A 23,742-nucleotide genomic window follows, 5' to 3' on the forward strand; every position below is an offset into this window, starting at 1 on the left:
ACCGTGGCCACTTACTCACTCGTTATCCGCCGGTTGATGATCGTTTCGCTGACCATCGTCGTCAGCCGCGCCATCACCAGCCCGCTGCTGACGTTGTTCCTGAGCAACAAACTCGGCCTCAACCAACAGGATGTCGGCCTGCTGCTGGGCATCGCAGTGTTCATCGCCACCCTGCTCGCGCTCTACGGCGGTTACATCATCGACCGTCTCGAAAAGCGCCGCCTACTGATCCTGGCGATGCTCTCCAGCGCCATCGGCTTTGTGCTGCTGACCTTCGCCGACAACCTCTACCTGACCACCGCCACCCTGGTGATCACCGAAACCGCCTCGGCGCTGTTCCTGATCGGCTCGAAGGCGATTCTCAGCGAAAACCTGCCCATAGGCCAGCGCGCCAAGGCGTTTTCCCTGCGCTACACCTTGACCAACATCGGCTACGCCACCGGCCCGATGCTGGGCGTGGTGATTGCCGGGGTGTATCCGATTGCACCGTTCCTGATTGCCGGCGGCATCGCGTTCTTCAGTATTTTCCTGATGATCGGGATACCGAAGGACCCCGCCCAGACACCCGCAATCGGCCAGCCCCAGAGTTTTCTCAAGACCCTGGTCACCCTGAAGAACGACCGCACGCTGATCATGTTCACCTGCGGTTGCCTGCTCAGTACCGTGGTTCATGGCCGTTTCACCCTGTACCTGTCGCAATACCTGCTGGTGACCCACGACTCCAAACGGGCACTGGAAACCATGGCCGTCCTGCTCGCCTGCAATGCGATCAGCGTGATCCTGTTGCAATACCAGATCGGCCGTTTCCTCAAGCGCGAGCAATTGCGTTACTGGATCGCGGGCGGTACCAGCCTGTTCATTGTCGGATTGATCGGTTTCAGCCTGGCCGACAGCCTGGTGAGCTGGTGCGTGGCCATGTTCATCTTCACCCTCGGTGAAATGATCATTTACCCCGCCGAATTCCTCTTCGTCGACACCCTGGCCCCGGAAGAACTGCGCGGTAGTTATTACGGCGCGCAAAACCTCGCGGCCCTGGGCGGTGCCTTGAGCCCGGTGATTTGCGGTTTCCTGCTGATGCACACCCCGGCGCCAACGATGTTTTATGCCCTGAGCGCGCTGACCGCCATGGGCGGTTTCCTGTGTTTCATGAGCGGACGCCGGGTGGCTTTACAGCAAAATTAATGCACTAAAACTGCATTAATATGAATTTGTCAGCATCAGGAATGAACGGCACACTGTGCCCCGTTCCTCCCCCAATAGTTGGAACAACTTCAAGGGCTTTCTGGGTATCCCAGCTAAGCCTTTTTTTTGCCTAGATTTTTTTCAACGGATCGTCTGAATCATGTTCGCTCGCTGGTTTCCCGCCGCCATCAACACCCGCCCCTCCGAATGGAGCCGCGCCGCGATCGGCATGTCGTTGGGCACGATGTTCAGCGTCTGGCTCTGCAGCCAGGTATTCGGCATGCCAGTGGCGCAGCACCTGATCGGTCCGCTGGGTGCATCGGCCGTGCTGCTGTTCGCCGTGTCCTCCGGCGCCCTCGCCCAGCCCTGGTCGATTCTCGGCGGCTACCTCAGCGCTGGAGTGGTTTCGCTGCTGGTCGCTCACGTACTCGGGCGAACCCTTGGCAGCGCTTGCCTGGCGGCGGGCATGGCGCTGATTCTGATGTGCTGGCTGCGTTGCCTGCACCCACCGGCCGGGGCCTTGGCGTTGCTGTTGGTATTGGCAGACCCGGCGACCATTGCCCTCGACTGGAAAGCCCTCGGCCCGGTGATGCTCAGCGGATCGACCATGTTGCTCAGCGCCCTGGCCTACAACAACCTGACGCGCATTCGTTACCCAAAACGTCCCGCTGAACCGGCACCGATGATGCCCGCCCCCGACAGCCAGGCGATCACCGCCCAGGACCTGAAACTGGCCCTGGCGGACATGGAAGCCTTCTTCGACGTCACCCCGGAAGACCTTGAACAGTTGATCCATGCCAGTGAGCTGCATGCCAGGCGCCGCAGCATTGGTGAAGTCCTTCGAGGCAGAACCTGACAGCGCCGACGGTCCTTGTAGTTACCTTGTGGTGAGGGGATAAATCCCCTCGCCACAAGGCCGGTGCTAGGGGTCGCGTTCTGGCGAGGGATTGATCAGGCTGCGGACAATTGTCGGGCTGGCACCGCCAGACTCACTGCGCGCACCGATGACCCGGCACTCAACCCCAAACTCTTCGCAGTTGCTGCATCGACTATCAACGTCCCGGCAGCCACCCGTGCCGGTGCCGCGGTAATCCGGCACTCGGCAAATTGACGGTTATGAATCAGGTAAGTCGCCGCCTGCTCACCCGGTGTGCCAATGCTCAGTTGCAGCACCTGACTGTCGCGCACTGCGCGGATATCCCCGGTGGCGCATTCGATCAGCGGGCCGCCGTCGAAGATGTCGATGTAATCGCGGTGTTCGAATCCTTCAGCCTTGAGCATGCCCAGCGCCGGTTCGGTGTTGGGGTGAACCCGACCGATGACGGTTCTTGCTGCTTCCGGCAACAGGCAGGTCGGCAGCGGAAACTTGGGCATCAGCTCGGCGATGAACGTCTTGTTACCCAGCCCGGTCAGGTAGTCGGCATCGGCAAAGTCCATCTTGAAGAAGTGCCGACCCAGGCCTTCCCAGAACGGTGAAACGCCCTCCGCGTCCGAGTAACCGCGCATCTCGGCGATGACCTTCTCCCCGAAGTGCTGACGAAACTCCGCCAGAAACAGGAACCGCGCCTTGGACAGCAAGCGCCCGTTCAGGCCGCTGCGGTGATCGGCATGCAGGAACAGCGAACACAACTCCGAATGACCGGTCATGTCGTTACCGAGGAACAACGTCGGCAGCTGCTGATTGATCCCGAGGTTTTTCGAGGCCGCGACAAACAGGCCCAGTCGATAGTTGTACCAAGGCTCGCGCAGGCCGACGGCACCGGCCAGTGCGCAAATGCCGATGGCTTCATGCTGGTCATTCTCGAGCACAAACAGGTAATCGGCATCGGCACGCTCGGCTTCGCCTGCGAAGGTTTTCGCCGCCCATTCCAGACGCTGACGCAAACGCCCCGCGTCGGCCGGCAAGGTGGTCAAACCGGTTCCGGCGCTATGGGCCAGGGCTAACAGTGCCGGCAGGTCTGCCGGTGTGGCTGGACGAACGATCATCGCATTTGCTCCTGGGTAGCCAGATGTTTGGACAGAAAGACCTCGGCCAGCATGCAGCGCGCACTGCCGCCGCCGATGCGCTCGATGGTGTCGATGTTCACGGGGAGTGGCGTGGTGTGGGTTTCGATCAGGCGACGCTGCGCGGCATCCAGCGATTGCCAGGCCGTGCGCGACATCACCAGCAAGGGTTCGCCCGCAGCGTTGTGGACTTCCAGCATGTTGCCGGCGAAAGATTCCAGCTGGGCCCAGTTCAAGGCAATCACCTGCTTGCCGCTGTCTTCCAGGCGTTTACGCAGGGCCAGACGTTCGGCTGGGTGCGTGACCGACGCCAGGCATGCCACGGCCAGGCGCGTGCCGACACTCATCATCACGTTGGTGTGGTAAATCGCGACGCCCTGACGGTCCACCGCATTGAATGCACACAGCTCGTAACCCAAATGACTGACCACCTGGTCCAGGGCGCGGGCATGGGTGCGGGTGGAGTAACCGACGTAGCAAATCCGCTGCTGACGATCCAGCACCATGCTGCCGGTGCCTTCGAGGAACACTTCCTGCTGTTCGAGGCTGGAAAGGTCCAGCAACTGTTCCACCCGGTACTCGTCCCGCAGCCAGTCGAGCACGCCTTTGTCCCGTTCCAGGCGCCGGTTATGGCCCTGCATCGGGTACAGCACCAAGGTGCCGTCGGGATGGCTGCTCCACCAATTGTTGGGGAAGATCGAATCCGGGGTATGCGGCGCTTCGCGGTCGTTGTGCACCATGACCTCGACACCGTGGTGACGCAGCGCGGCAACGTAGCCATCGAACTCTTGCAGGGCCTTGAGCTGCACGTCTTCGCTGACGGCGGCCGGCTGCTGGAAACGGTTGTTCGCCGCCGTGTCCTGATTGAAGGAGAAACGTGTCGGGCGAATCATCAAAACGGTATTGGTGGTTTGCATGGGCACAGATTCAATGAGGGTTAAGAGGTACTCATTGTCTGTTTCGCAGGCTGGAAAACCCGGTTGATAAGTGGCTGCGGCGTGATGGAAACGGCTGAAAAACGTGTGTGGCCCAGCCGATTCGGCGGAGCTGGACACAAAAAAAATCGCAGCCCGGAGCTGCGATTTTTTTGTTCTGCCAAACCTATTCCATCGTGGTCTTGACCATCGCCAATTCCGGATGGCTGACCAACTTGTCGATGTGCAAATCCGGGTCATCGAACCAGACTTCGGTCAGCACCCGATAGTGCTCCATGTCCCGGCAACGCATGCGCAAGCTGTAGTCGAACGCACCGCTGATCAACCGACATTCCAGCACCTGCGGACAGGCGCGGACCTTGGCTTCGAACGCCTTTTGCGCCGCCCGCCCACTCTGGTTCGACAACGCAACCAGTACCAGCAACGACAAGCCTGGTGTCAGTTTCTTTTCATCGAGAATCGCGCCATACCCACGAATGACCCCGAGCTGTTCGAGCTTGCGCACCCGTTCCAGGCACGGCCTGGGCGTGAGGTGCACGCGCTCGGAAAGCTTTTGATAAGTGATGCGCCCTTCGTGGCGCAGCACTTCGATGATTGCCTGATCGATACGATCAAGCACGATCGACAGATCGCGGATATCCGCCATGTACGTCTTGCCTCACTTCAAACGACCCGATAGAAATTGCTGCAAACGTTCACTTTTTGGCTGGTCGAGGATCGTAGCGTCACCCTGCTCCTCGACCTTCCCTTGATGCAAGAACAACACCTGACTGGAAACCTGCCGGGCAAACCCCATCTCGTGGGTCACCATCAACATGGTACGGCCTTCTTCGGCCAGCGCCTGAATGACCTTCAGCACCTCACCCACCAATTCCGGATCGAGTGCCGAAGTCGGCTCGTCGAACAATAGAATCTCCGGTTCCACCGCCAGGGCACGCGCGATCGCCACCCGCTGTTGCTGCCCACCGGACAGAAACGCCGGGTATTGATCGGCCACTCGTTGCGCCAGACCGACCTTGTCCAGATAGGCCCGCGCACTCTCTTCGGCGGCCTTGCGGCTGATCCCCAGCACCCGACACGGCGCGAGCACGATGTTCTCCAGTACCGTCAGATGGCTCCACAGATTGAAATGCTGGAACACCATCGCCAGGCGCGTGCGCAAACGCTGCAATTGCGCCGGATGAGCGACACGCATGCCACCGGCACCCGGGCGCGTGATGACACGCTCGCCGTCCAGTTCAATGGCGCCTTCGTCCGCGCGCTCCAGAAAGTTGATGCAGCGCAGCATCGTGCTTTTACCCGAACCGCTGGCGCCGATCATGCTCACCACATCGCCTGCCCGTGCATTCAACGAGACGCCCTTGAGCACTTCGTTGTCACCAAAACGTTTATACAGATTTTCAACCGTGAGTTTGTACATGTCAGCACTCCTGGAGCGGCGCGCCTGGCGGCACCGCTCTGGACAGAAAATGGGATTCAGTGAGTCGGGCCGAGAAAACTCAGCCAGCGCTTCTCTGCCAGGCGGAAGGCGCCGACCAGGCCGAACGACAGCGCGAGGTACAGCAGGCCGGCAATGCCGAACGCCTGGAAGGTCATGAAGGTCGCGGCATTGGCGTCCCGGGCGATTTTGAGGATGTCGGGAATGGTGGCGGTGAACGCCACTGAGGTCGCGTGCAACATCAGGATCACTTCGTTGCTGTAATACGGCAGTGCCCGGCGCAACGCCGAAGGCAGAATCAGCCGCAGGTACAGGCGCCAACCGCTCAAGCCATAGGCGTGTGCGGCCTCGATTTCACCGTAGGGAATGCTGCGAATCGCCCCGGCGAAGATTTCCACGGTGTAGGCGCAAGTGTTGAGCGTGAACGCGAGCAAGGTGCAATTCATCGCATCGCGAAAAAAAGCTTCGAGCAGCGGTTGCGAGCGCACCACCGCGATGCCGTAGATCCCGCTGTAGCAAATCAGCAACTGGATATACAGCGGCGTGCCGCGAAACACATAAGTGAACAGCTGAACCGGCCAGCGCAGCAGGCCCCAGCGCGAGGTGCGCATGATCGCCAATGGCAGCGACAGGAAGAACCCCATCACAATGCTCGCCACCAGCAGCCACAAGGTCATGGCCAACCCGGTGAGGCTGTAGCCGTCGCTGAACAGAAAGGGTTTCCAGTATTCGGCAATCAACTCGATCATCGTGCCATCCCCCGCACACCCTGGTTATAGCGCCGTTCCAACACGCGCAAAACGTAGTTCGAAGCGCTGGTGATCAGCAAATACAGCGCCGCTGCCAGCAGCAGGAAATCGAGCATATTGAAGGTGCTTTTACCCGCTTCCTGCGCGACTTTGACCAGGTCCGACAAACCGATGATCGACACCAGCGCCGTGGCCTTGAGCAGCACCAGCCAGTTATTGCCCAGGCTCGGCAAAGCGAAACGCATCATCTGCGGGAACACCACAAAGCGGAATCGCTGCCAGCGGTTCAGACCAAAGCACGCGGCGGCCTCCTGCTGGCCGCGCGGCACGCTCAGAATCGCCCCGCGAAAGGTCTCGGTGAAATACGCGCCGTAGATAAACCCAAGGGTGATGACGCCGGCCACGAACGGATCGATTTCCATGTAGGGCCAGTCCATCGCCTCGGTCAGGCTGCTCAGCCAGCCTTGCAGGCTGTAGAAAATCAGCAGCATCAAAACCAGGTCCGGCACCCCGCGAATCAGTGTCGTGTAGAAGGTCGCCGGCAAGTTCAACAGTTTTAGCGGCGACAGTTTCGCCGCTGCGCCGAGCAGGCCCAGCGCCATACTCACCAGCAGAGAGAGCGCTGACAATTTCAGCGTGACCCAGGTGCCGTGCAGCAACAAAGGGCCATAGCCTTGCAGGGCCGAGAGATCGACCCCGATCAGATTCAGGAAGAAGTTCACGTCAATCACCTGTCTTGATGCGCCCGCGCTCAAGCGCTGCGCCTGTTACCAGACGCAGCCTTCGGGGCGCGAGGATCAGTAGTTGTAGAGGTCCAGATCGCCGAAGTGTTTCTGCTGGATCTGTGCGTAGATACCCTTGTCATGCAGGGCCTTGATGGCGGTATTGAGCATGCCTTTGAGTTCTTCGTTGTCCTTGCGCACGCCGATGGCGATGTCGGACGGGACCAACGGGTCGCTGATGCCTTCACTGTTCTTGAAGTCAGCGCCTTGCGGTGAGGTCAAAAAGCTCATTTGCGCCTGCATCTTGTCCTGGATCGAGGCGTCGAGACGGCCAAATACCAGGTCGGCGTAGACCTGATCCTGATTCTGATAGGCCCGCAGTTTCACGCCGCCGGGTGCCAGTTTGGCCTTGGCGTAGGTTTCCTGAATCGTGCCCTGCATGTAACCGATGGTCTTGCCCTGCAGCGACTCGGCGGTGGGCAACAGCCCGGAATCCTTGCGAGTGACGATGGCGGTCGGCCCGGCATACAGGCGATCGGTGAAGTCGATCTGTTTTTTGCGCGCATCGGTCACGGTCATCGACGATTCGATGGCATCGAACTTGCCCGCCTTGAGCGCCGGAATCAGCCCGTCGAAGTCATTGCTGACCCACACGCATTTCACCTTCAGTTCGGCGCAGATCGCGTTGCCCAAATCCACGCCAAAACCCTGCACGCCGCCATCGGCGGTGGTGGACTCAAAAGGCGGGTAGCTCGGGTTGACGCCGAATCGCAGCTCTTTCCATTCCTTGGCACTGGCGCCGGTGGTGCAGCACAGCAATGCGAGTACCGACAAGCTCAGCCATCTAGTCTTCATCTTCTTGAATCCCGATTTGTTTGGAATTATCGCGGCCAGGCTAACCAGGCCACCTTTATGGGCAGGAACAGAGAGTCGATGCGGCTAACACCGCAACAGCGTTCTTATTGTTTTGCACGGTGGGCCGCACTCAGCGGCACCCGGCCTGAAACCCTCGACACAGACGGCTTCAAACCCGAGGCCAGAATGCCAACAGATGAGCGGGTGCAGGTGTCGTACGGGCCGTTGCAGACACCCGGATTGCGCTGATAAGGCTGTTTTGACAGCCGAATCTGTCGTGAGCCCGGCCCGCGGCCGTTTTCGCAGAGGAATTCCACACCGGCATTACAAAAATGCAGGCAAGACCTGCACATATGCCGGTTGTACATCACAAATTTGCACTGTTACGATCCAGCATCGCTCGCGCGCGAGCTTCTCTATAAAGAACAATAAAAGCAGGGAGTTAGTGATGACTGCTCAGGTTTCTTCTCCGCGGACTTCGTCCATGGATGCCACGCAAAACGACGTGCTGGCCGAGGTCCGCAACCACATCGGTCACCTGACCCTCAATCGCCCCGCCGGCCTCAACGCCATTACCCTGGACATGGTGCGCAACCTGCAGCGTCAGCTCGACGCCTGGGCACAGGATCCGCACGTACACGCGGTGGTATTACGCGGCGCTGGCGAGAAGGCTTTCTGTGCCGGCGGTGATATTCGCTCGCTGTACGACAGCTTCAAGAACGGCGACACGCTGCACGAAGATTTCTTCGTTGAGGAATACGCCCTCGACCTCGCGATTCACCATTACCGCAAACCTGTACTCGCCCTGATGGACGGTTTTGTCCTGGGTGGCGGCATGGGCCTGGTACAAGGTGCTGACTTGCGGGTGGTCACCGAGAAAAGCCGTCTGGCGATGCCGGAAGTGGCGATCGGTTATTTCCCGGATGTCGGTGGCAGCCATTTCCTGCCGCGCGTTCCCGGTGAACTGGGGATTTACCTCGGCGTCAGCGGCGTACAGATCCGTGCGGCCGATGCGCTCTATTGCGGCCTGGCCGACTGGTACCTGGAAAGCGACAAACTGAGCACCCTCGACGAGCAACTCGATCAGCTCGAATGGCACGAAACGCCGTTGAAGGACCTTCAAGGTCTGCTGGCGAAACTTGCGGTGCAACAGCTACCCGACGCGCCATTGAGCGCGTTGCGCCCGGCCATCGATCACTTCTTCGCCCTGCCCGATGTGCCGAGTATTGTTGAGCAACTGCGTGAAGTAACGGTCGCCGACAGCCACGAATGGGCCACGACCACCGCCGACCTGCTGGAAAGCCGTTCACCGCTGGCCATGGGCGTGACCCTGGAAATGCTCCGTCGTGGTCGGCACCTGAGTCTGGAAGACTGCTTCGCCCTTGAGCTGCATCTGGACCGTCAGTGGTTCGAGCGCGGCGACCTGATCGAAGGCGTGCGCGCCTTGCTGATCGACAAAGACAAGAAACCGCGCTGGAACCCGCCGACCTTGCAGGCGCTGGACGCCGAGCACGTCGCGAGTTTCTTCAGCGGTTTTGACCAAAGCGGGAGCTGAGCCATGCACGATATCGAATTGAGCGAAGAGCAAGTCATGATCCGCGACATGGCCCGGGACTTTGCCCGCGGCGAAATCGCCCCCCACGCCCAGGCTTGGGAAAAGGCTGGCTGGATCGATGACGGTCTGGTGGCGAAGATGGGCGAACTAGGCCTGCTGGGCATGGTGGTGCCCGAGGAATGGGGCGGCACCTATGTCGACTACGTCGCCTACGCCTTGGCCGTGGAAGAGATTTCGGCCGGTGACGGCGCCACTGGCGCACTGATGAGCATTCACAACTCCGTAGGTTGCGGTCCGGTCCTCAACTACGGCACTGAAGAACAGAAACAGACCTGGCTGCCGGATCTGGCCAGCGGTCAGGCCATCGGCTGCTTCTGCCTGACCGAACCCCAGGCCGGCTCCGAAGCCCACAACCTGCGCACCCGCGCCGAACTGCGCGACGGCCAGTGGGTGATCAACGGCGCCAAGCAATTCGTCAGCAACGGCAAACGGGCAAAACTGGCCATCGTGTTTGCGGTGACCGATCCGGACCTGGGCAAGCGCGGCATCTCGGCGTTCCTGGTGCCGACCGATACCGCCGGTTTCATCGTTGATCGCACCGAACACAAAATGGGTATTCGAGCGTCCGATACCTGCGCAGTGACCCTGAGCAACTGCACGATCCCAGAAGCCAATCTACTGGGTGAGCGCGGCAAAGGACTGGCGATTGCCCTGTCGAACCTCGAAGGCGGCCGCATCGGTATTGCGGCGCAGGCGTTGGGCATTGCCCGCGCGGCGTTTGAAGCAGCGCTGGCCTACTCGCGGGATCGGGTGCAGTTCAACAAGCCGATCATCGAGCACCAGAGCATTGCCAACATGCTGGCCGACATGCACACCCGGTTGAACGCGGCACGACTGCTGATCCTGCATGCCGCGCGGTTGCGCAGTGCCGGCAAGCCGTGTCTGTCGGAGGCTTCACAGGCCAAATTGTTTGCGTCGGAGATGGCCGAGAAAGTGTGTTCGTCGGCGATGCAGATTCATGGCGGGTATGGGTATCTGGAGGATTACCCGGTGGAGCGTTACTACCGGGATGCGCGGATTACGCAGATTTATGAAGGGTCGAGCGAGATACAACGGATGGTGATTGCTCGGGAGTTGAAGCATTACTTAGTGTGATGGCTGGAATTGGGGGTGGTCTTGAAATCCACCCCTCACCCTAACCCTCTCCCCAGAGGGGCGAGGGGACTGACCGAGTTGTTTTGTAGAAATTCTGCGACCTGCAATTCCGAGCCGAACTCAAGTTTGAATAGCTTGAAAATCGGCTCCCTTTCCCCCTCTCCCCTCTGGGGAGAGGGCTGGGGTGAGGGGTGGATCTAAAAGCCACCCCGCAATATCACTTACCTTTGAACTCCGCCTCACGCTTGGCAATAAACGCCGCCATCCCTTCCTTCTGATCCTGCGTCGCAAACGCCGCATGGAACACCCGACGTTCAAAGCGCACACCTTCCGACAGGCTCACTTCAAACGCGCGGTTGACGCTTTCCTTGATCATCATTGCAATCGGCAACGACTTCTTGGCAATCAGCGCCGCGACTTTCAACGCTTCTTCCAGCAACTCATCAGCCGGAACAATCCGCGCGACAATCCCGCAACGCTCCGCTTCCACCGCATCGATCAAGCGACCGCTGAGGCACATTTCCATAGCCTTGGCCTTGCCCACCGCGCGGGTCAGGCGCTGGGTGCCGCCCATGCCCGGCAGTACGCCGAGGTTGATTTCCGGCTGACCGAACTTGGCGTTGTCGCCGGCCAGGATGAAGTCGCACATCAGCGCCAGTTCACACCCACCGCCTAAGGCGAAACCGTTGACGGCAGCAATGATCGGCTTGCGGCGGTTAGCCACGCGATCGCTGTCGCTGAACAGGTCGTCGAGGTAGATCTGCGGGTAGGTCAGCTCGGCCATTTCCTTGATGTCGGCGCCGGCCGCGAAGGCTTTTTTCGAGCCGGTGAGCACGATGCAGCCGATGTTCGAATCGGCTTCCAGGCCATCGAGGGCGTGGTTCAGCTCGCTGACGATCTGCGCGTTCAACGCATTCAACGCTTGCGGGCGGTTCAGGGTGATCAGGCCAACGCGACCGTGGGTTTCCAACAAAATCGTTTCGTAGTTCACAAGTAGCTTCCTTCTCAAAGATTGCGCGAAATAACCATGCGCTGAATATCGCTGGTGCCTTCGTAGATCTGGCAAACGCGCACGTCGCGGTAGATCCGCTCCAGCGGGAAATCGTTCAAGTAACCGTAACCACCGAGGGTTTGCAACGCCGAGGAGCAGACTTTTTCGGCCATTTCCGAGGCGAACAGCTTGGCCATGGACGCTTCGACCAAGGCCGGTTTACCGCTGTCACGCAGCGCCGCCGCGTAATGCACCATCTGCCGAGCCACAGCGATTTGGGTCGCCATGTCCGCCAGGCGGAACGCGACCGCTTGATGTTCGATGATCGGCTTGCCAAAGCTTTCACGCTCGCGGGCATAGTCGCGGGCTGCTTCGAACGCAGCGCGGGCCATGCCCACCGATTGCGAAGCGATGCCGACACGGCCGCCTTCGAGGTTGGCCAAGGCGATTCGATAACCTTCGCCCTCCTCGCCCAAGCGGTTGGCCACCGGCACCTTCACGTCTTCGAACAGGATCTGGCAGGTGTCGGAGGCGTGCTGGCCGAGTTTGTCTTCGACCCGTGCAACTTTGTAGCCCGGCGAATCGGTCGGCACGATCAGCGCCGTGATGCCACGCTTGCCGGCACTCGGGTCAGTCACGGCGAACACGATCACCACCCCGGCGTTCTGCCCGGAGGTGATGAACTGCTTGCAGCCGTTCAACACGTAGTGATCGCCTTCCAGACGGGCACGGGTTTTCAAGCCGCTGGCGTCGGAGCCGGCCTGCGGTTCGGTCAGGGCAAAAGCCCCGAGCATCGAGCCGCTGGCCAACGGTTTGAGGAAGCGTTCTTTCTGGTCGTCGTTGCCGTACTTGAGAATCGGCACGCAACCCACCGAGTTGTGCACGCTCATGATGGTCGAGCAGGCGCCGTCGCCGGCCGCGATTTCTTCCAGGGCCATGGCGTAGGCCAGGTAGCCGGTGTCGCAACCGCCCCACTCTTCCGGCACCAACATGCCGAAGAAGCCCAGTTCCGCCATCTCGCCGATGGCTTCCTTGGGGAAGCGATGCTCGCGGTCCCATTCGGCGGCGAACGGTTTCAGCCGTTCCTGGGCAAACTGCCGGGCCGCGTCGCTGATTTGCAGTTGTTCGTCATTGGGAATCATGGTGAATCCTTCAATCCAGTTACGACGCAGACCCTGTGGGAGCCAGCCTGCTGGCGATAGCATCGTGTCAGCCAATGTCTATTTTTATGACACACAGCCATCGCCAGCAGGCTGGCTCCCACAGGGGTGAGGTTGGCCTAGTAAAGGCATTCAACGGCCATGGCCGTGGCTTCACCGCCGCCGATGCAGATCGCTGCAACGCCGCGTTTCAGGCCTTTCTGGCGCAGGGCCGAGAGCAAGGTCACAAGGATCCGCGCGCCGGACGCACCGATCGGGTGACCGAGGGCGCAAGCGCCGCCGTGAACGTTGATCTTCTCGTGGGGGATTTCCAGTTTGGTCATGGTCACCAGACTGACCACGGCGAAAGCTTCGTTGACTTCGACCAGATCGACGTCGTCCAGGGACCAGCCGGTTTTTTTCATCAGCTTCTCGATCGCGCCCACCGGTGCCACCGGGAACAGGCCCGGAGTGTCGGCAAACGCCGCGTGGCCGTGAATCACTGCCAGTGGTTTCAGGCCGCGCTTTTCAGCTTCGGAACGGCGCATCAACACCAGTGCCGCAGCACCATCGGAGATCGAGCTGGAGTTCGCCGCCGTCACCGTGCCGCCGTCGCGGAACGCCGGTTTCAAGGAGGCGATCTTGTCCAGTTTGGCTTTCGGTGGCTGTTCGTCATTGCTGATCAGCACCTGCTCTTTGCCGACGGTCACGGTGAGCGGCACGATCTCGTCTTTGAAACTGCCGTCGTTGATCGCCTGCTGTGCGCGGGTGGTCGAGGCAATGGCAAACGCGTCCTGGGCTTCACGGGTGAAACCGTTGGTTTCAGCGCAATCCTCTGCGTAGGTGCCCATCAGGCGACCCTTGTCGTAAGCGTCTTCCAGGCCGTCGAGGAACATGTGGTCAAGGACGCGACCGTGGCCCATGCGGTAACCGCTACGGGCGCGGTCCAGCAGATACGGCGCGTTGGACATGCTTTCCATGCCGCCGGCGACAACCACATCGGCGCTGCCGGCCACCAGCATGTCGTGGGCCAGAATGGCCGCTTCCATGCCCGAACCGCACATTTTGTTCAGGGTGGTACAGCGGGTCGATTTATCCAGCCCTGCGCCCAATGCAGCCTGGCGCGCCGGGGCTTGGCCGAGACCGGCAGAGAGGACGCAACCGAACAGCACTTCTTCAACCGAGTCTGGCGCCACACCGGCGCGCTCGACGGCAGCGCGAATTGCCGCAGCACCGAGTTGCGGTGCAGTCAGGCTTTTCAGTTCGCCCTGAAAACCGCCCATCGGGGTGCGGACGGCGCTGACGATAACAATGGGATCGTTGGAAATAGTCATGACAAATCCTCCTTATTTGGCGGCCATGCGCAAGGCGCCGTCGAGACGGATCACCTCGCCATTAAGCATGCTGTTTTCAATGATATGCCTGACCAGCCCGGCATACTCGCTCGGTTTGCCCAAACGTGGCGGAAACGGCACGCCAGCCGCCAGGGAGGCGCGGACTTCCGGGGTCATGCCGGCCATCATCGGGGTTTCGAAAATGCCCGGGGCGATGGTCATCACGCGGATGCCAAAGCGCGCCAGTTCACGGGCGGCGGGCAAGGTCAGGCTGACGATCGCGCCTTTGGAGGCGGCATACGCGGCCTGGCCGATCTGGCCGTCATAGGCGGCAGCCGAGGCGGTGTTGATGATCACGCCGCGCTCGCCGTCAGCATCGGCTTCGGTTTCGGCAATCGCCGCAGCGGCCAGGCGCAGCATGTTGAAACTGCCGATCAGGTTGACGTTGATCACCTGGCTGAAATTGGCCAACAGGTGCGGGCCATTCTTGCCGAGGATCTTCTCACCGCGCACGATACCGGCGCAGTTGACCAGACCATTGAGGCCGCCGAAGGCTTTGACCGTCGCCTGCACAGCGGCTTCAGCCGCGGCTTCGTTGCTGATGTCCGCCACCACGCTTTGCGCGCCGAGACGTTCAGCCTGGGCCGCAACGGCTTCGGCGTTCATGTCCACCAGCATCACTTTGGCGCCGGCCGCGACCAGCATTTCAGCCGTGGCCGCACCGAGGCCCGACGCACCGCCGGTGACGAGAAAAACCTTGTTTTCGATCTGCATCATTGTTTCCTTGGATTCAAGCTGAAACGTTCTTCGCGGCGGCCTCTTGAGCCTTGGCGATTTCCTGGTTGCGCAAGATAAAGCGCTGCAATTTGCCGCTAGGGGTTTTCGGCAATTCGCTGACAAATTCGATTTCGCGCGGGTATGAGTGCGCGGCCAGTCGTTTGCGCACGTGTTGGCGCAATTCTTCGGCCAGTTCCGGTGCAGCGCGGTACTGCGGGCTGAGCACGACAAAGGCTTTGACCAGTTCGGTGCGTTCCGGATCGGGCTTGCCGACCACCGCCGCTTCGACCACTGCCGGGTGTTCGATCAATGCGCTTTCCACGTCGAACGGGCCGACCCGGTAGCCGGAGGTGGTGATCACGTCGTCGCTGCGACCGACGAAGCTGATGCTGCCGTCCGGGTTCCACTCGACGGTGTCGCCGCTCAGGTAATAGTTGCCGACGAAGGCCTTGGTCGGTGCGCCTTCGTAACCGGCAAACCAGCACATTGGCGACTGGGTACGATCGATGGCCAGAATGCCCGGCTGACCGACGCCGAGTTCTTTGTACTCGTCATCCAGCACCACGATGCGGTGGCCCGGCGAGGCGAAACCGGCGGCGCCCATGTGGATCGGATGCTCCAGGCCATGGTGATTGCACAGCACCATGCCGAGTTCGGTCTGGCCATAGTGGTCGTGGATGACCACGCCGAGGTTGTCGGCGAACCAGCGAATCACCTCCGGGTTCAGCGGCTCGCCGGCGCTGCTGACGATGCGCAGCTTGCCCTTGATCGAGCGGGCGAACTCGTCGCCACCCGCGATCAACAGGCGATAGGCCGTCGGCGAACCGGTGAGGTTGGTGATCCCGTATTTGTTGATCACCCGGCAGGTGCTTTCGAGGGAGAACGGGCCATCGTAAAAGGTGATCGGATGCCCCATGGCCATCGGCCCGGTAACACCGAAATAGATGCCGTAGGCCCAACCCGGATCGGCGAGGTTCCAGAAGGCGTCTTCAGGGCGCAAGTCCACGGCGTCACGGGTGTAGCTCTGGAAGGCGACGATGGCCTTGAGCGGAACGGACAGCGCTTTCGATGGGCCGGTGGTGCCCGAGGTGAACATCAGCAGGAACGGGTCTTCACCCGTCAGCAAGACCGGCTCGCACTCAGCAGAAAAATTGGCCAGTTCGGCCCAGAAGCTGTAATCGCCGCGGACGATGCCTTGGCCTTTGGGACCGGCGACGGTGACGATGGTCGGGCAGTCGGCGACTTCCGAGAGTTTGGAGCGATTGCCCGCGTCGGTGACCACCACTTTGGCGCCCGAGGAGCTGAGGCGGTGTTCGATGGCTTTCGGGCCGAATGCCGTGAACAGTGGCTGGTAGACCGCGCCGATGCGCCAGGTGGCGAATACGGTGATCAACAGTTCGATGTTACGTGGCAGGAGACCGGCCACCTTGTCGCCTTTTTTCACGCCCTGGGTCAGCAGGAAATTGGCGAAACGCGCGGCTTTGTCCTGCAAGTCGCTGAAGGTGTAGGTCGCGCTGGCGCCATCGCGACCTTCCCAGAACAGCGCGATACGCCCCGGCAAGGCATGCCGGTCGCAACACTCGACACAGGCGTTGAGGGCAGACAAATCGCCCGCGAGTGCGGCGTCGACGGTGTGCTGATAATTGAACTGTGATGTAGCAGACAAGTAATCGCGCATTGCCAGAAACCCTTTGTATTTTTATTAGGCTGGGGGAACCTCGATTAACAAGGAAATACTCGCTCTGCGCGGGGCGCGGGACAATGGTCAAAGCTATCAAGTTGCGTGACTGGTTTGGCCAAGATTGGAGAGATACGGCGCCTGCCAGGGCCTCATCGCGAGCAGGCTCGCTCCCACAGGGAATTGTTGGTGTGGCATAGAGAGTGCTCACACCACAGAACTACTGTGGGAGCGAGCCTGCTCGCGATAGCGTCAGACCAGACACCACAGGCTTCGGATCAGTCAGCCTCATTGAGGATCAGGCTGCGGTAATGCCCCGGATTTGACCCGGACCACTTGCGAAACGCCTTGTAGAACGAGCTGGTATCGGCAAAGCCCAAACGCGCGGCGATCTCGGCAAAGCTGATGGTCGGTTCTGCCAGCCAGACAATCGCCAACTCCTTGCGCACGCTGTCCTTGAGCCCTTGGTAAGTCTGCCCCTCTTCGGCCAGGCGTCGACGCAGGGTGGAAGCCGACATGCACAGCTGTTGCGCCAGGGGTTCGGTTTCCGGCCAGTGTTCGGCAGGCAGTTGCCGCAAATCGTGCTTGATCCGGCTGGCTAGGCTCTGCGGGTCGCGGTACTTGACCAGAATATTGGCCGGCGCATGGGCCAGGAAACGCTTGAGCTCTTCCGGGCTGCGCTTGATCGGCAAGTCCAGGCACTCGGCGGAGAAAATCATCCGCGTGCGCGGCCGGTCGAAACGCAGGTTCTCGGAGAACATCACCTGATAGTCATCGCAGAAGTCAGGCTGCGGGCAGCGCAACTCGATGGCCAGGATCGGAATCCGCCGCCCCGCCAGCCAGCAGGCGACGCCGTGAACGATCATCCAGTAGGTGAAATACGTGAAGGCGCGGCGCGGGTCCTGGTCGTCTTCGAGCAGGACAATTTCCGCCAGGCTTTGCTGACGAACCAGTTGCGCGGGCAGGTGTTCGAGCATCAACGACAAAAAGCTCAAACCCGAGGTCAGGCCGGCGGCCAGGCTCGGCTGGACCATGGAGCAGCGACAGAGAAACTCAAGACTGCCGGATTTGAGCTTGCGCGGGTCCATGCCAAAAAACTCATCGTCCCCACGTCGTGCCAGTAAACGCCACAGACGCGCATAAGCGGTGGCCGGGACGCGGGCATCGCTGCTGTCGAGCAGTGCCGGATCGATGCCGACTTTGCTCAACACCTCATCGGTGGTCGCTCCGGGGGCGCAACTTTGCAGCAGTGCTTCACGCACCAGTTGAATGGAGATGGTGTCTTTTTCCGACATTGACCGTGGCGAGCCTTGTTATTTGAGTGCCGGCATCTTAGCGCAGAACCCTGTGGGAGCGAGCCTGCTCGCGAAGGGGCCGTACCAGTCAGTATTGATGTCGCCTGACACGCCGCTTTCGCGAGCAGGCTCGCTCCCACAGGGGGTTGTGTCGATCACAAATCCAATATGGGAGCGACGGTGCGGCGATCCGACCTGCTCGCGAAGGCATTTTGGCGGGCGACGCACCTACCCCGCACATGCTCACAAAATCCGATAGAGCAATCGCTCGATCCGCACCCGACTCACGCGCTTGAGAAACTTGGCCACCCCCGCCGGGTATTCCAGCAGCGTTTCCAGTTCCTGGTAACGCTCGATGCGGCGGGTGTTCTCGAAAATCTCCGCCAGCTCTTTACGGCGCGGCTCCAACAACTCGCCTTTCGGATCATCGATCAGCAAGGCGTTTTCCAGATCGAGACGGAACGCCCGCGGATTGAGATTGTTGCCGGTCAGCAAAGTGTAGCGCTGGTCGACCCACATGCCCTTGAGGTGATAGGTGTTGTCGCCGTCACGCCACAGATGCAGGTTCAACTGGCCGTTGTCGATGCTGCGATGATGACGCTTGGCGAAGCGCCGCAGGCTGATCTCGTAAAGGTACGGCAGCGCCGAAATCACCTTGAACGGCTCGCTCGGCGGGATGTAGAAGTCGTTGGCCGTCTTGTCGCCGACGATGATGTCGATCTTCACGCCCCGCGCCAGTGCTCGATTGACTTCCCGGGTCACGGGCAGCGGCAGGTTGAAGTAGGGCGTGCAGATGGTCAGGTGATCCTGAGCGCTGGCGATCAATTCGCAAATCACTCGGCTCAACGGGTTGTTCTTGCCGACACCGAGCAATGGGCTGACCGACAAACCGCTCTTTTCCATGGTGCCTGTCGTGGTGTCGTACGCCGCGTGCTTGAGGCGGCTGCGCAAGTCGCCGATGTCATTGCGCAGGCTGCGGGTGGTCGGCAGGTTCGGCAAATCGAGGCGATGCACCGCTTTAGAGGCGATCAGACCGTGCTGGATCAGGTGCTGCATCGAATCGGCCAGGGCGCTGTTATTTAGCAGGTGATAACGGTCGTAGCGGTACTTGTCGAATTTGTGCAGGTAAACGTTGTTCAGGCTCGCGCCGCTGTAGATCACGCAATCGTCGATCACAAAGCCTTTCAAATGCAGCACGCCGAACAGTTCTCGGGTCTGCACGGGAACGCCATACACCGGCACTTCACTGGCATGAGTGCGGGTGGTTTCCTGATACCAGGCCGAGTTGCCCGGCTGCTTGCCGGCGCCGATCAAGCCGCGCTGGGCGCGCAGCCAGTCAACCACCACCACCACGTCCAGTTCCGGACGCGCCAGTTTGGCCGCGTGCAAGGCATCGAGAATTTCCTGGCCGGCTTCATCCTGTTGCAGATAAAGCGCAACGATATAGATGCGCCGGGTCGCGCTGGCGATTTTTTCCAGCAGGCACCGGCGAAACTCGGCAGCGCCGGAAAGGATGGTGACGGCATCGGCGGTCAGCGGAAAACTGCGCAGTTTGGGCAGCAGAGAGCGTTTGAAAAGCGACGGCATAGGGCTCGCAAAAAGGTCGAATCCGAAGAACCCGAGAGCTTACACCATGGATTGCCTTGGGTCTTGTGAGTGTCTGTAAAGGCCCCTTCGCGAGCAGGCTCGCTCCCACATTGAAATGCATTCCCCTGTGGGAGCGAGCCTGCTCGCGAAGACGATTTTTCAGTCAGCAAAAATATCTGCTTGACCAAGGAGAACGATCGTTCTACTGTTCGCCACATGAACGAAATAACCAGCAACGACACACGCGACATCATTCTGGACGTCACCGAAAAGTTGATCTACAAAAGTGGCATCGCTGCCACCGGGATGGATCTTCTGGTGAAAACCGCCGGCGTCTCCAGAAAGAGTATTTACCGCTACTTCGCCAACAAGGAGGAGCTCACCGTCGCGGCCCTGCAACGCCGTGATGTGCGCTGGATGCACTGGTACAGAAGCGAAGTCGACCAGGCCGAAACGCCGGCCGACCGCTTGCTCAACCTGTTTACCGTACTCAAGGCCTGGTTCGCCTCGGAAGGCTTCCGTGGCTGTGCATTCATTAACACCAGCGGCGAAACCGGCGACCCGCAAGACCCGGTTCGCCTGGTCGCCAAAGACCACAAACAAAAGCTGCTCGACTACGTGTGCGAGCTCTGCACCGAACATGGCGCCACAGACCCGGAGACGCTGGCCAAACAGCTGCTGATCCTGATCGACGGTGCCATTACCGTGGCGCTTGTCATGGGTGATCACAGTGCCGCCGATAATGCGCAATGCATGGCGCGAAAGTTATTGGACCTGTAACACTTTAACCAAGCCCGACAACTTGCTAGAACTTTACTTTGATAGGGAGACTATTAATGTCTAATGCCGAAGTTCGTCCGCCATTGCCGCCATTCACCCGTGAATCGGCCATCGAAAAAGTACGCCTGGCCGAAGATGGCTGGAACTCCCGCGACCCGGAACGGGTGTCGCTGGCCTACACCCTGGACACCAAATGGCGCAACCGCGCCGAGTTCGCCAACAACCGCGAAGAAGCCAAAGGTTTCCTGACACGTAAATGGGCCAAGGAACTGGATTACCGCCTGATCAAAGAACTTTGGGCCTTTACCGGCAACCGCATCGCCGTGCGTTATGCCTACGAATGGCACGACGACTCGGGCAACTGGTTCCGCTCGTATGGCAACGAAAACTGGGAATTCGACGAGAACGGTTTGATGGCCAATCGGTTTGCCTGCATCAACGACATGCCGATCAAGGAAAGCGACCGCAAGTTCCATTGGCCGCTGGGCCGTCGGCCTGACGATCACCCAAGCTTGTCCGACCTGGGTCTGTAAACCAACAACGATCGTTCCCACGCTCCCGCGTGGGAATGCCTCACCGGACGCTCCGCGTCCGCTTCAGGGACGCGGAGCGTCCCGGGCTGCATTCCCACGCAGTGGTGGGAACGATCATGGGTGTTCAGGCTACTGCCGCCTGCTGCCTGGCCGCTGCCTTTGCTTCCAGTTCACGCACCAACGGCAACACCCGCTTGCCGAAATACTCCACTTCTTCCTGGAAGTGCAGAAACCCCGCCAACACCAGGTCCACGCCCACCGCTTTCAACGCAACGATCCGCTCGGCAATCTGCTGCGGCGTGCCGATCAGGTTGGTCTTGAAGCCGTCGTTGTACTGCACCAGATCCTCGAATGTCGACTTGGCCCAGTTGCCCTCGCCCTCAGGTGACGCCCTGCCCGCCTGCTTCGCCGCATCGCCAAACGCATTCACCGCCTCCGGGTCCGCCTGATCGATGATTTGCGCCAGCACGGCTCGGGCTTCTTCTTCGGTGTCGCGGGCTATGACAAACGCGTTCACGCCGACTTTCACCGAATGATTGTTCGCCGCCGCCTTGGCGCGGATGTCATCGACCTGGGCCTTGATGCCTTCCGGGGTGTTGCCGTTGGTGAAGTACCAGTCCGACACCCGTGCCGCCATGTCCCGAGCTGCGCGGGAACTGCCACCCTGGAAGATTTCCGGTTGACCCAGCGGTTTCGGTTTGAGGCTGTAGTTGTCGAAGCGGTAGAAGTCGCCGCGAAAGGTAAAATTGTCCTGGCTCCAGATGCCCTTCAGCGAGCGGATGAATTCTTCGGAGCGGCGATAACGCTCGTCGTGTTCCAGCCAGTGTTCGCCAATCGCCTGGAATTCACCCTTGAACCAGCCACTGACAATGTTCACCGCCACCCGGCCGTTAGTCAGCTGGTCGATGGTTGCCAATTGCTTGGCCGCCAGCGCCGGTTGCCAAGGGCCCGGCAGGATTGCGGCAATCACTTTCAGTTGGGTGGTGGCGGCCAGCAGCGCGTGGCTGAAGGCGACGGATTCGTGCTGGTACTCGGCACCGTAACCGGCGGTGAAGCGGATCTGCGTCAGGGCGTATTCAAACCCCGCCTCTTCGGCCAGTTGTGCCAGTTTGCGGTTGTAGTCGATGCCCCAGTGGGTGCGTTGCTCGATCTTGCTGACCACCAGCCCGCCGCTGACGTTCGGTACCCAGTAGGCAAATTTGACGGCTTGCTGACTCATTGGCATGTCCTCGGATTTCAGGGAAGTCCTGAGGTCAGAGCAGCAACCGTGCCAGCGCCAATCTTGAGGTTTGCCAAGTACTGTGACGAGGGGGTTTACCCCCGTTGGGCTGCGAAGCGGCCCCAAAAAATGGGACTGCTGCGCAGTCCAACGGGGGTAAACCCCCTCGCCACAAAGTGTGGTGTGTCTGGGGCAATTTGCTGATGCACTGTTGGTCCAGCAACAATTCACTGCGTACCGACATCCAGTTTCTCCAGCAAATACTGGCTCGCGAGCTTCGGCATGGACCCTGCAATTGCCCCTGGCAGACGCAACACTTTCCACTGCCGATCTAAGGAGCTGTCCCATGACCGAACACCAGGTAATCAATCCGCTGTCCACTGGCACCGACTACGAAGCGCTGGCCGCAAGGTTCCGGCCGATTTTCCAACGCATCGCCGCCGGTGCCGTTGAGCGCGAACAGTCCCGCAGCCTTCCATACGAACCGATTCAGTGGCTCAAGGACGCCGGATTCGGCGCCGTACGGGTGCCGGTTGAATACGGTGGTCGCGGCGCCTCCCTGCCGCAGTTGTTCGAGCTGCTGATCGAATTGGCCGAAGCCGATTCGAACGTTCCCCAGGCACTGCGCGGGCATTTCGCTTTCGCGGAGGATCGCTTGAACTCGCCACCTGGGCCGGCCCGGGATCGGTGGTTCAAACGCTTCGTCGACGGTGACATCGCCGGCAATGCCTGGACCGAAATCGGCAGCGTGGCGATTGGCGATGTCATCACCAAAGTTTCGCCTTACGGCGAGAAGTGGAGGCTCAACGGCGAGAAGTTCTACAGCACCGGCAGCCTGTTTTCCGACTGGATCGACGTGTACGCGCAACGCAGCGACACTGGCGGCGATGTAATTGCGGCGGTCCGGACCCGCCAGCAGGGCATCGTGCAGAGCGACGATTGGGACGGCTTCGGCCAGCGCACCACCGGCAGCGGCACCTCACGGTTTATCGATGCCGAGGTGGAGGCCGAGAACATCATCGACTTCGCCACCCGTTTCAAATACCAGACCGCGTTTTATCAGTTGGTGCTGCTGGCGACCCTGGCCGGGATCGGTCGTGCGGCGTTGCGCGATGTGGCTCATCAGGTACGTGAACGCAAACGCATCTACAGCCATGGCAATGCGCAGCAAGTCAGCCAGGATTCGCAGGTGCAGCAAGTGGTCGGTGAGATTGCGGCACTGGTGTATGCGGCCGAGGCCAGCGCCTTGAGGGCTGCACAACCGGCGCAGCGGGCTTATCTGGCGCGATTCTCGGGTGATGAAGCCTTGGAACAAGCAGCGAATGTCGCGGCGGAAATCGAATCGGCCAAGGCGCAGGTGGTGGTGTCGGAGTTGATCCAGCGAGCGACCACAGCGCTGTTCAATGCACTGGGGGCTTCGGATACTCGGGTGGGTAAATCGCTGGACCGGCACTGGCGCAATGCGCGGACGGTGTCGTCGCACAATCCGGTGATCTACAAGGCACGGATTGTCGGGGACTGGGCGATCAACGGGACCGAGCCGCCGTTTGTGTGGCAGATCGGCAATGGGCCACAGCCAAAGTGATGTGTTATTTGGGCTGACGCCATCGCGAGCAGGCTCGCTCCCACATTGATTTGTGCAACGCCGCAAATCCCCTGTGGGAGTGAGCCTGCTCGCGATGAGGCCAGAGCGGTCGCCGCAGAAGTTGGATCTAGGTAAGATATCGGCCCTTCCCCGCAGCCCTGCCACATTGATTTGTGCAACGCCGCACATCCCTTGTGGGAGTGAGCCTGCTCGCGATGAGGCCAGAGCG

The 23,742-nt window shown here is 60.3% G+C and carries 22 protein-coding genes; 7 read left to right on the plus strand and 15 right to left on the minus strand.

Annotated features, from left to right (window positions below):
- Nucleotides 1-3: 3 nt before the first annotated feature.
- Nucleotides 4-1,182 (plus strand): MFS transporter, encoded by a 1,179-nt coding sequence (locus IB252_RS15355; RefSeq protein ID WP_192409406.1) that lies wholly within the window; start codon nt 4-6, stop codon nt 1,180-1,182.
- Nucleotides 1,183-1,342: 160 nt separating this feature from the next.
- Complete coding sequence (locus tag IB252_RS15360) at nt 1,343-2,038, plus strand: HPP family protein (protein ID WP_192409407.1); 696 nt, start codon at nt 1,343-1,345, stop codon at nt 2,036-2,038.
- Between the two features lie 95 nt (nt 2,039-2,133).
- Here IB252_RS15360 and astA read toward each other — a convergent pair whose 3' ends face one another.
- The 7 genes from astA to IB252_RS15395 all read right to left on the minus strand — a co-directional run bounded on the left by astA (nt 2,134) and on the right by IB252_RS15395 (nt 7,885).
- Entirely contained in the window at nt 2,134-3,168 is a 1,035-nt protein-coding gene (gene astA, locus IB252_RS15365) for an arginine N-succinyltransferase (RefSeq protein ID WP_192409408.1), read from the minus strand.
- A complete protein-coding gene (gene ctlX, locus IB252_RS15370; protein WP_192409409.1) occupies nt 3,165-4,103 on the minus strand; it encodes a citrulline utilization hydrolase CtlX in 939 nt (312 codons plus the stop codon). The genes astA and ctlX overlap by 4 nt, the downstream gene beginning before the upstream one ends.
- A 184-nt stretch (nt 4,104-4,287) precedes the next feature.
- Nucleotides 4,288-4,767, minus strand: a complete 480-nt coding sequence (locus IB252_RS15375) for an Lrp/AsnC family transcriptional regulator (RefSeq protein WP_007974731.1) — start codon at nt 4,765-4,767, stop codon at nt 4,288-4,290.
- Between the two features lie 12 nt (nt 4,768-4,779).
- The gene (locus IB252_RS15380) at nt 4,780-5,541 is read right to left on the minus strand and encodes an ABC transporter ATP-binding protein (RefSeq protein WP_074876725.1); all 762 of its coding nucleotides are present in this window, start codon (nt 5,539-5,541) and stop codon (nt 4,780-4,782) included.
- A gap of 56 nt (nt 5,542-5,597) precedes the next feature.
- Entirely contained in the window at nt 5,598-6,308 is a 711-nt protein-coding gene (locus IB252_RS15385; RefSeq protein WP_008155279.1) for an ABC transporter permease, read from the minus strand.
- Nucleotides 6,305-7,030, minus strand: a complete 726-nt coding sequence (locus tag IB252_RS15390) for an ABC transporter permease (protein ID WP_111451609.1) — start codon at nt 7,028-7,030, stop codon at nt 6,305-6,307. Before IB252_RS15390 ends, IB252_RS15385 begins: the two co-directional genes overlap by 4 nt.
- Nucleotides 7,031-7,105: 75 nt before the next feature.
- On the minus strand, nt 7,106-7,885 hold the full coding sequence (locus IB252_RS15395; RefSeq protein WP_111451608.1) for a transporter substrate-binding domain-containing protein: 780 nt from the start codon (nt 7,883-7,885) through the stop codon (nt 7,106-7,108).
- A gap of 448 nt (nt 7,886-8,333) precedes the next feature.
- On the opposite strand from IB252_RS15395, the gene IB252_RS15400 reads away from it, so the two are divergent.
- Both IB252_RS15400 and IB252_RS15405 read left to right on the plus strand, forming a co-directional pair.
- The gene (locus tag IB252_RS15400) at nt 8,334-9,440 is read left to right on the plus strand and encodes an enoyl-CoA hydratase/isomerase family protein (protein WP_192409410.1); all 1,107 of its coding nucleotides are present in this window, start codon (nt 8,334-8,336) and stop codon (nt 9,438-9,440) included.
- A 3-nt stretch (nt 9,441-9,443) separates the two neighbouring features.
- A complete protein-coding gene (locus IB252_RS15405; RefSeq protein ID WP_129443945.1) occupies nt 9,444-10,595 on the plus strand; it encodes an acyl-CoA dehydrogenase family protein in 1,152 nt (383 codons plus the stop codon).
- Nucleotides 10,596-10,812: 217 nt separating this feature from the next.
- Here IB252_RS15405 and IB252_RS15410 read toward each other — a convergent pair whose 3' ends face one another.
- From IB252_RS15410 to pssA, 7 genes are all read right to left on the minus strand, one after another.
- Nucleotides 10,813-11,586: an enoyl-CoA hydratase gene (locus IB252_RS15410; protein WP_076031060.1), complete on the minus strand. Its 774-nt coding sequence runs from the start codon at nt 11,584-11,586 to the stop codon at nt 10,813-10,815.
- A gap of 14 nt (nt 11,587-11,600) precedes the next feature.
- The gene (locus IB252_RS15415) at nt 11,601-12,728 is read right to left on the minus strand and encodes an acyl-CoA dehydrogenase (RefSeq protein WP_074876733.1); all 1,128 of its coding nucleotides are present in this window, start codon (nt 12,726-12,728) and stop codon (nt 11,601-11,603) included.
- A gap of 137 nt (nt 12,729-12,865) precedes the next feature.
- Nucleotides 12,866-14,059: an acetyl-CoA C-acyltransferase gene (locus IB252_RS15420; RefSeq protein WP_192409411.1), complete on the minus strand. Its 1,194-nt coding sequence runs from the start codon at nt 14,057-14,059 to the stop codon at nt 12,866-12,868.
- Nucleotides 14,060-14,071: 12 nt separating this feature from the next.
- Complete coding sequence (locus tag IB252_RS15425) at nt 14,072-14,833, minus strand: SDR family NAD(P)-dependent oxidoreductase (protein WP_074876737.1); 762 nt, start codon at nt 14,831-14,833, stop codon at nt 14,072-14,074.
- Nucleotides 14,834-14,849: 16 nt separating this feature from the next.
- Nucleotides 14,850-16,514 carry an AMP-binding protein gene (locus tag IB252_RS15430; protein ID WP_192409412.1) on the minus strand — a complete coding sequence of 555 codons (1,665 nt, stop codon included), beginning with the start codon at nt 16,512-16,514 and terminating at the stop codon, nt 14,850-14,852.
- Between the two features lie 278 nt (nt 16,515-16,792).
- Nucleotides 16,793-17,809: an AraC family transcriptional regulator gene (locus IB252_RS15435; RefSeq protein WP_192409413.1), complete on the minus strand. Its 1,017-nt coding sequence runs from the start codon at nt 17,807-17,809 to the stop codon at nt 16,793-16,795.
- 243 nt (nt 17,810-18,052) lie between these two features.
- The gene (gene pssA / locus IB252_RS15440; RefSeq protein WP_192409414.1) at nt 18,053-19,396 is read right to left on the minus strand and encodes a CDP-diacylglycerol--serine O-phosphatidyltransferase; all 1,344 of its coding nucleotides are present in this window, start codon (nt 19,394-19,396) and stop codon (nt 18,053-18,055) included.
- A gap of 216 nt (nt 19,397-19,612) precedes the next feature.
- Here pssA and IB252_RS15445 point away from each other — a divergent pair, with 216 nt between their 5' ends.
- Complete coding sequence (locus tag IB252_RS15445) at nt 19,613-20,176, plus strand: TetR/AcrR family transcriptional regulator (RefSeq protein WP_046046979.1); 564 nt, start codon at nt 19,613-19,615, stop codon at nt 20,174-20,176.
- A gap of 56 nt (nt 20,177-20,232) precedes the next feature.
- Nucleotides 20,233-20,709 carry a DUF1348 family protein gene (locus tag IB252_RS15450; RefSeq protein WP_192409415.1) on the plus strand — a complete coding sequence of 159 codons (477 nt, stop codon included), beginning with the start codon at nt 20,233-20,235 and terminating at the stop codon, nt 20,707-20,709.
- A 124-nt stretch (nt 20,710-20,833) separates the two neighbouring features.
- On the opposite strand, the gene sfnG is transcribed toward IB252_RS15450, so the two are convergent.
- A complete protein-coding gene (gene sfnG / locus IB252_RS15455) occupies nt 20,834-21,928 on the minus strand; it encodes a dimethylsulfone monooxygenase SfnG (RefSeq protein WP_411740348.1) in 1,095 nt (364 codons plus the stop codon).
- Between the two features lie 346 nt (nt 21,929-22,274).
- Between sfnG and IB252_RS15460 the strand changes: the two genes are divergently transcribed.
- Complete coding sequence (locus tag IB252_RS15460) at nt 22,275-23,513, plus strand: acyl-CoA dehydrogenase family protein (protein ID WP_192409417.1); 1,239 nt, start codon at nt 22,275-22,277, stop codon at nt 23,511-23,513.
- The last annotated feature ends 229 nt before the right edge of the window (nt 23,514-23,742 follow it).

Origin of the sequence: Pseudomonas sp. PDM10 (genome assembly GCF_014852295.1) — a bacterium.
GTDB lineage: Bacteria > Pseudomonadota > Gammaproteobacteria > Pseudomonadales > Pseudomonadaceae > Aquipseudomonas.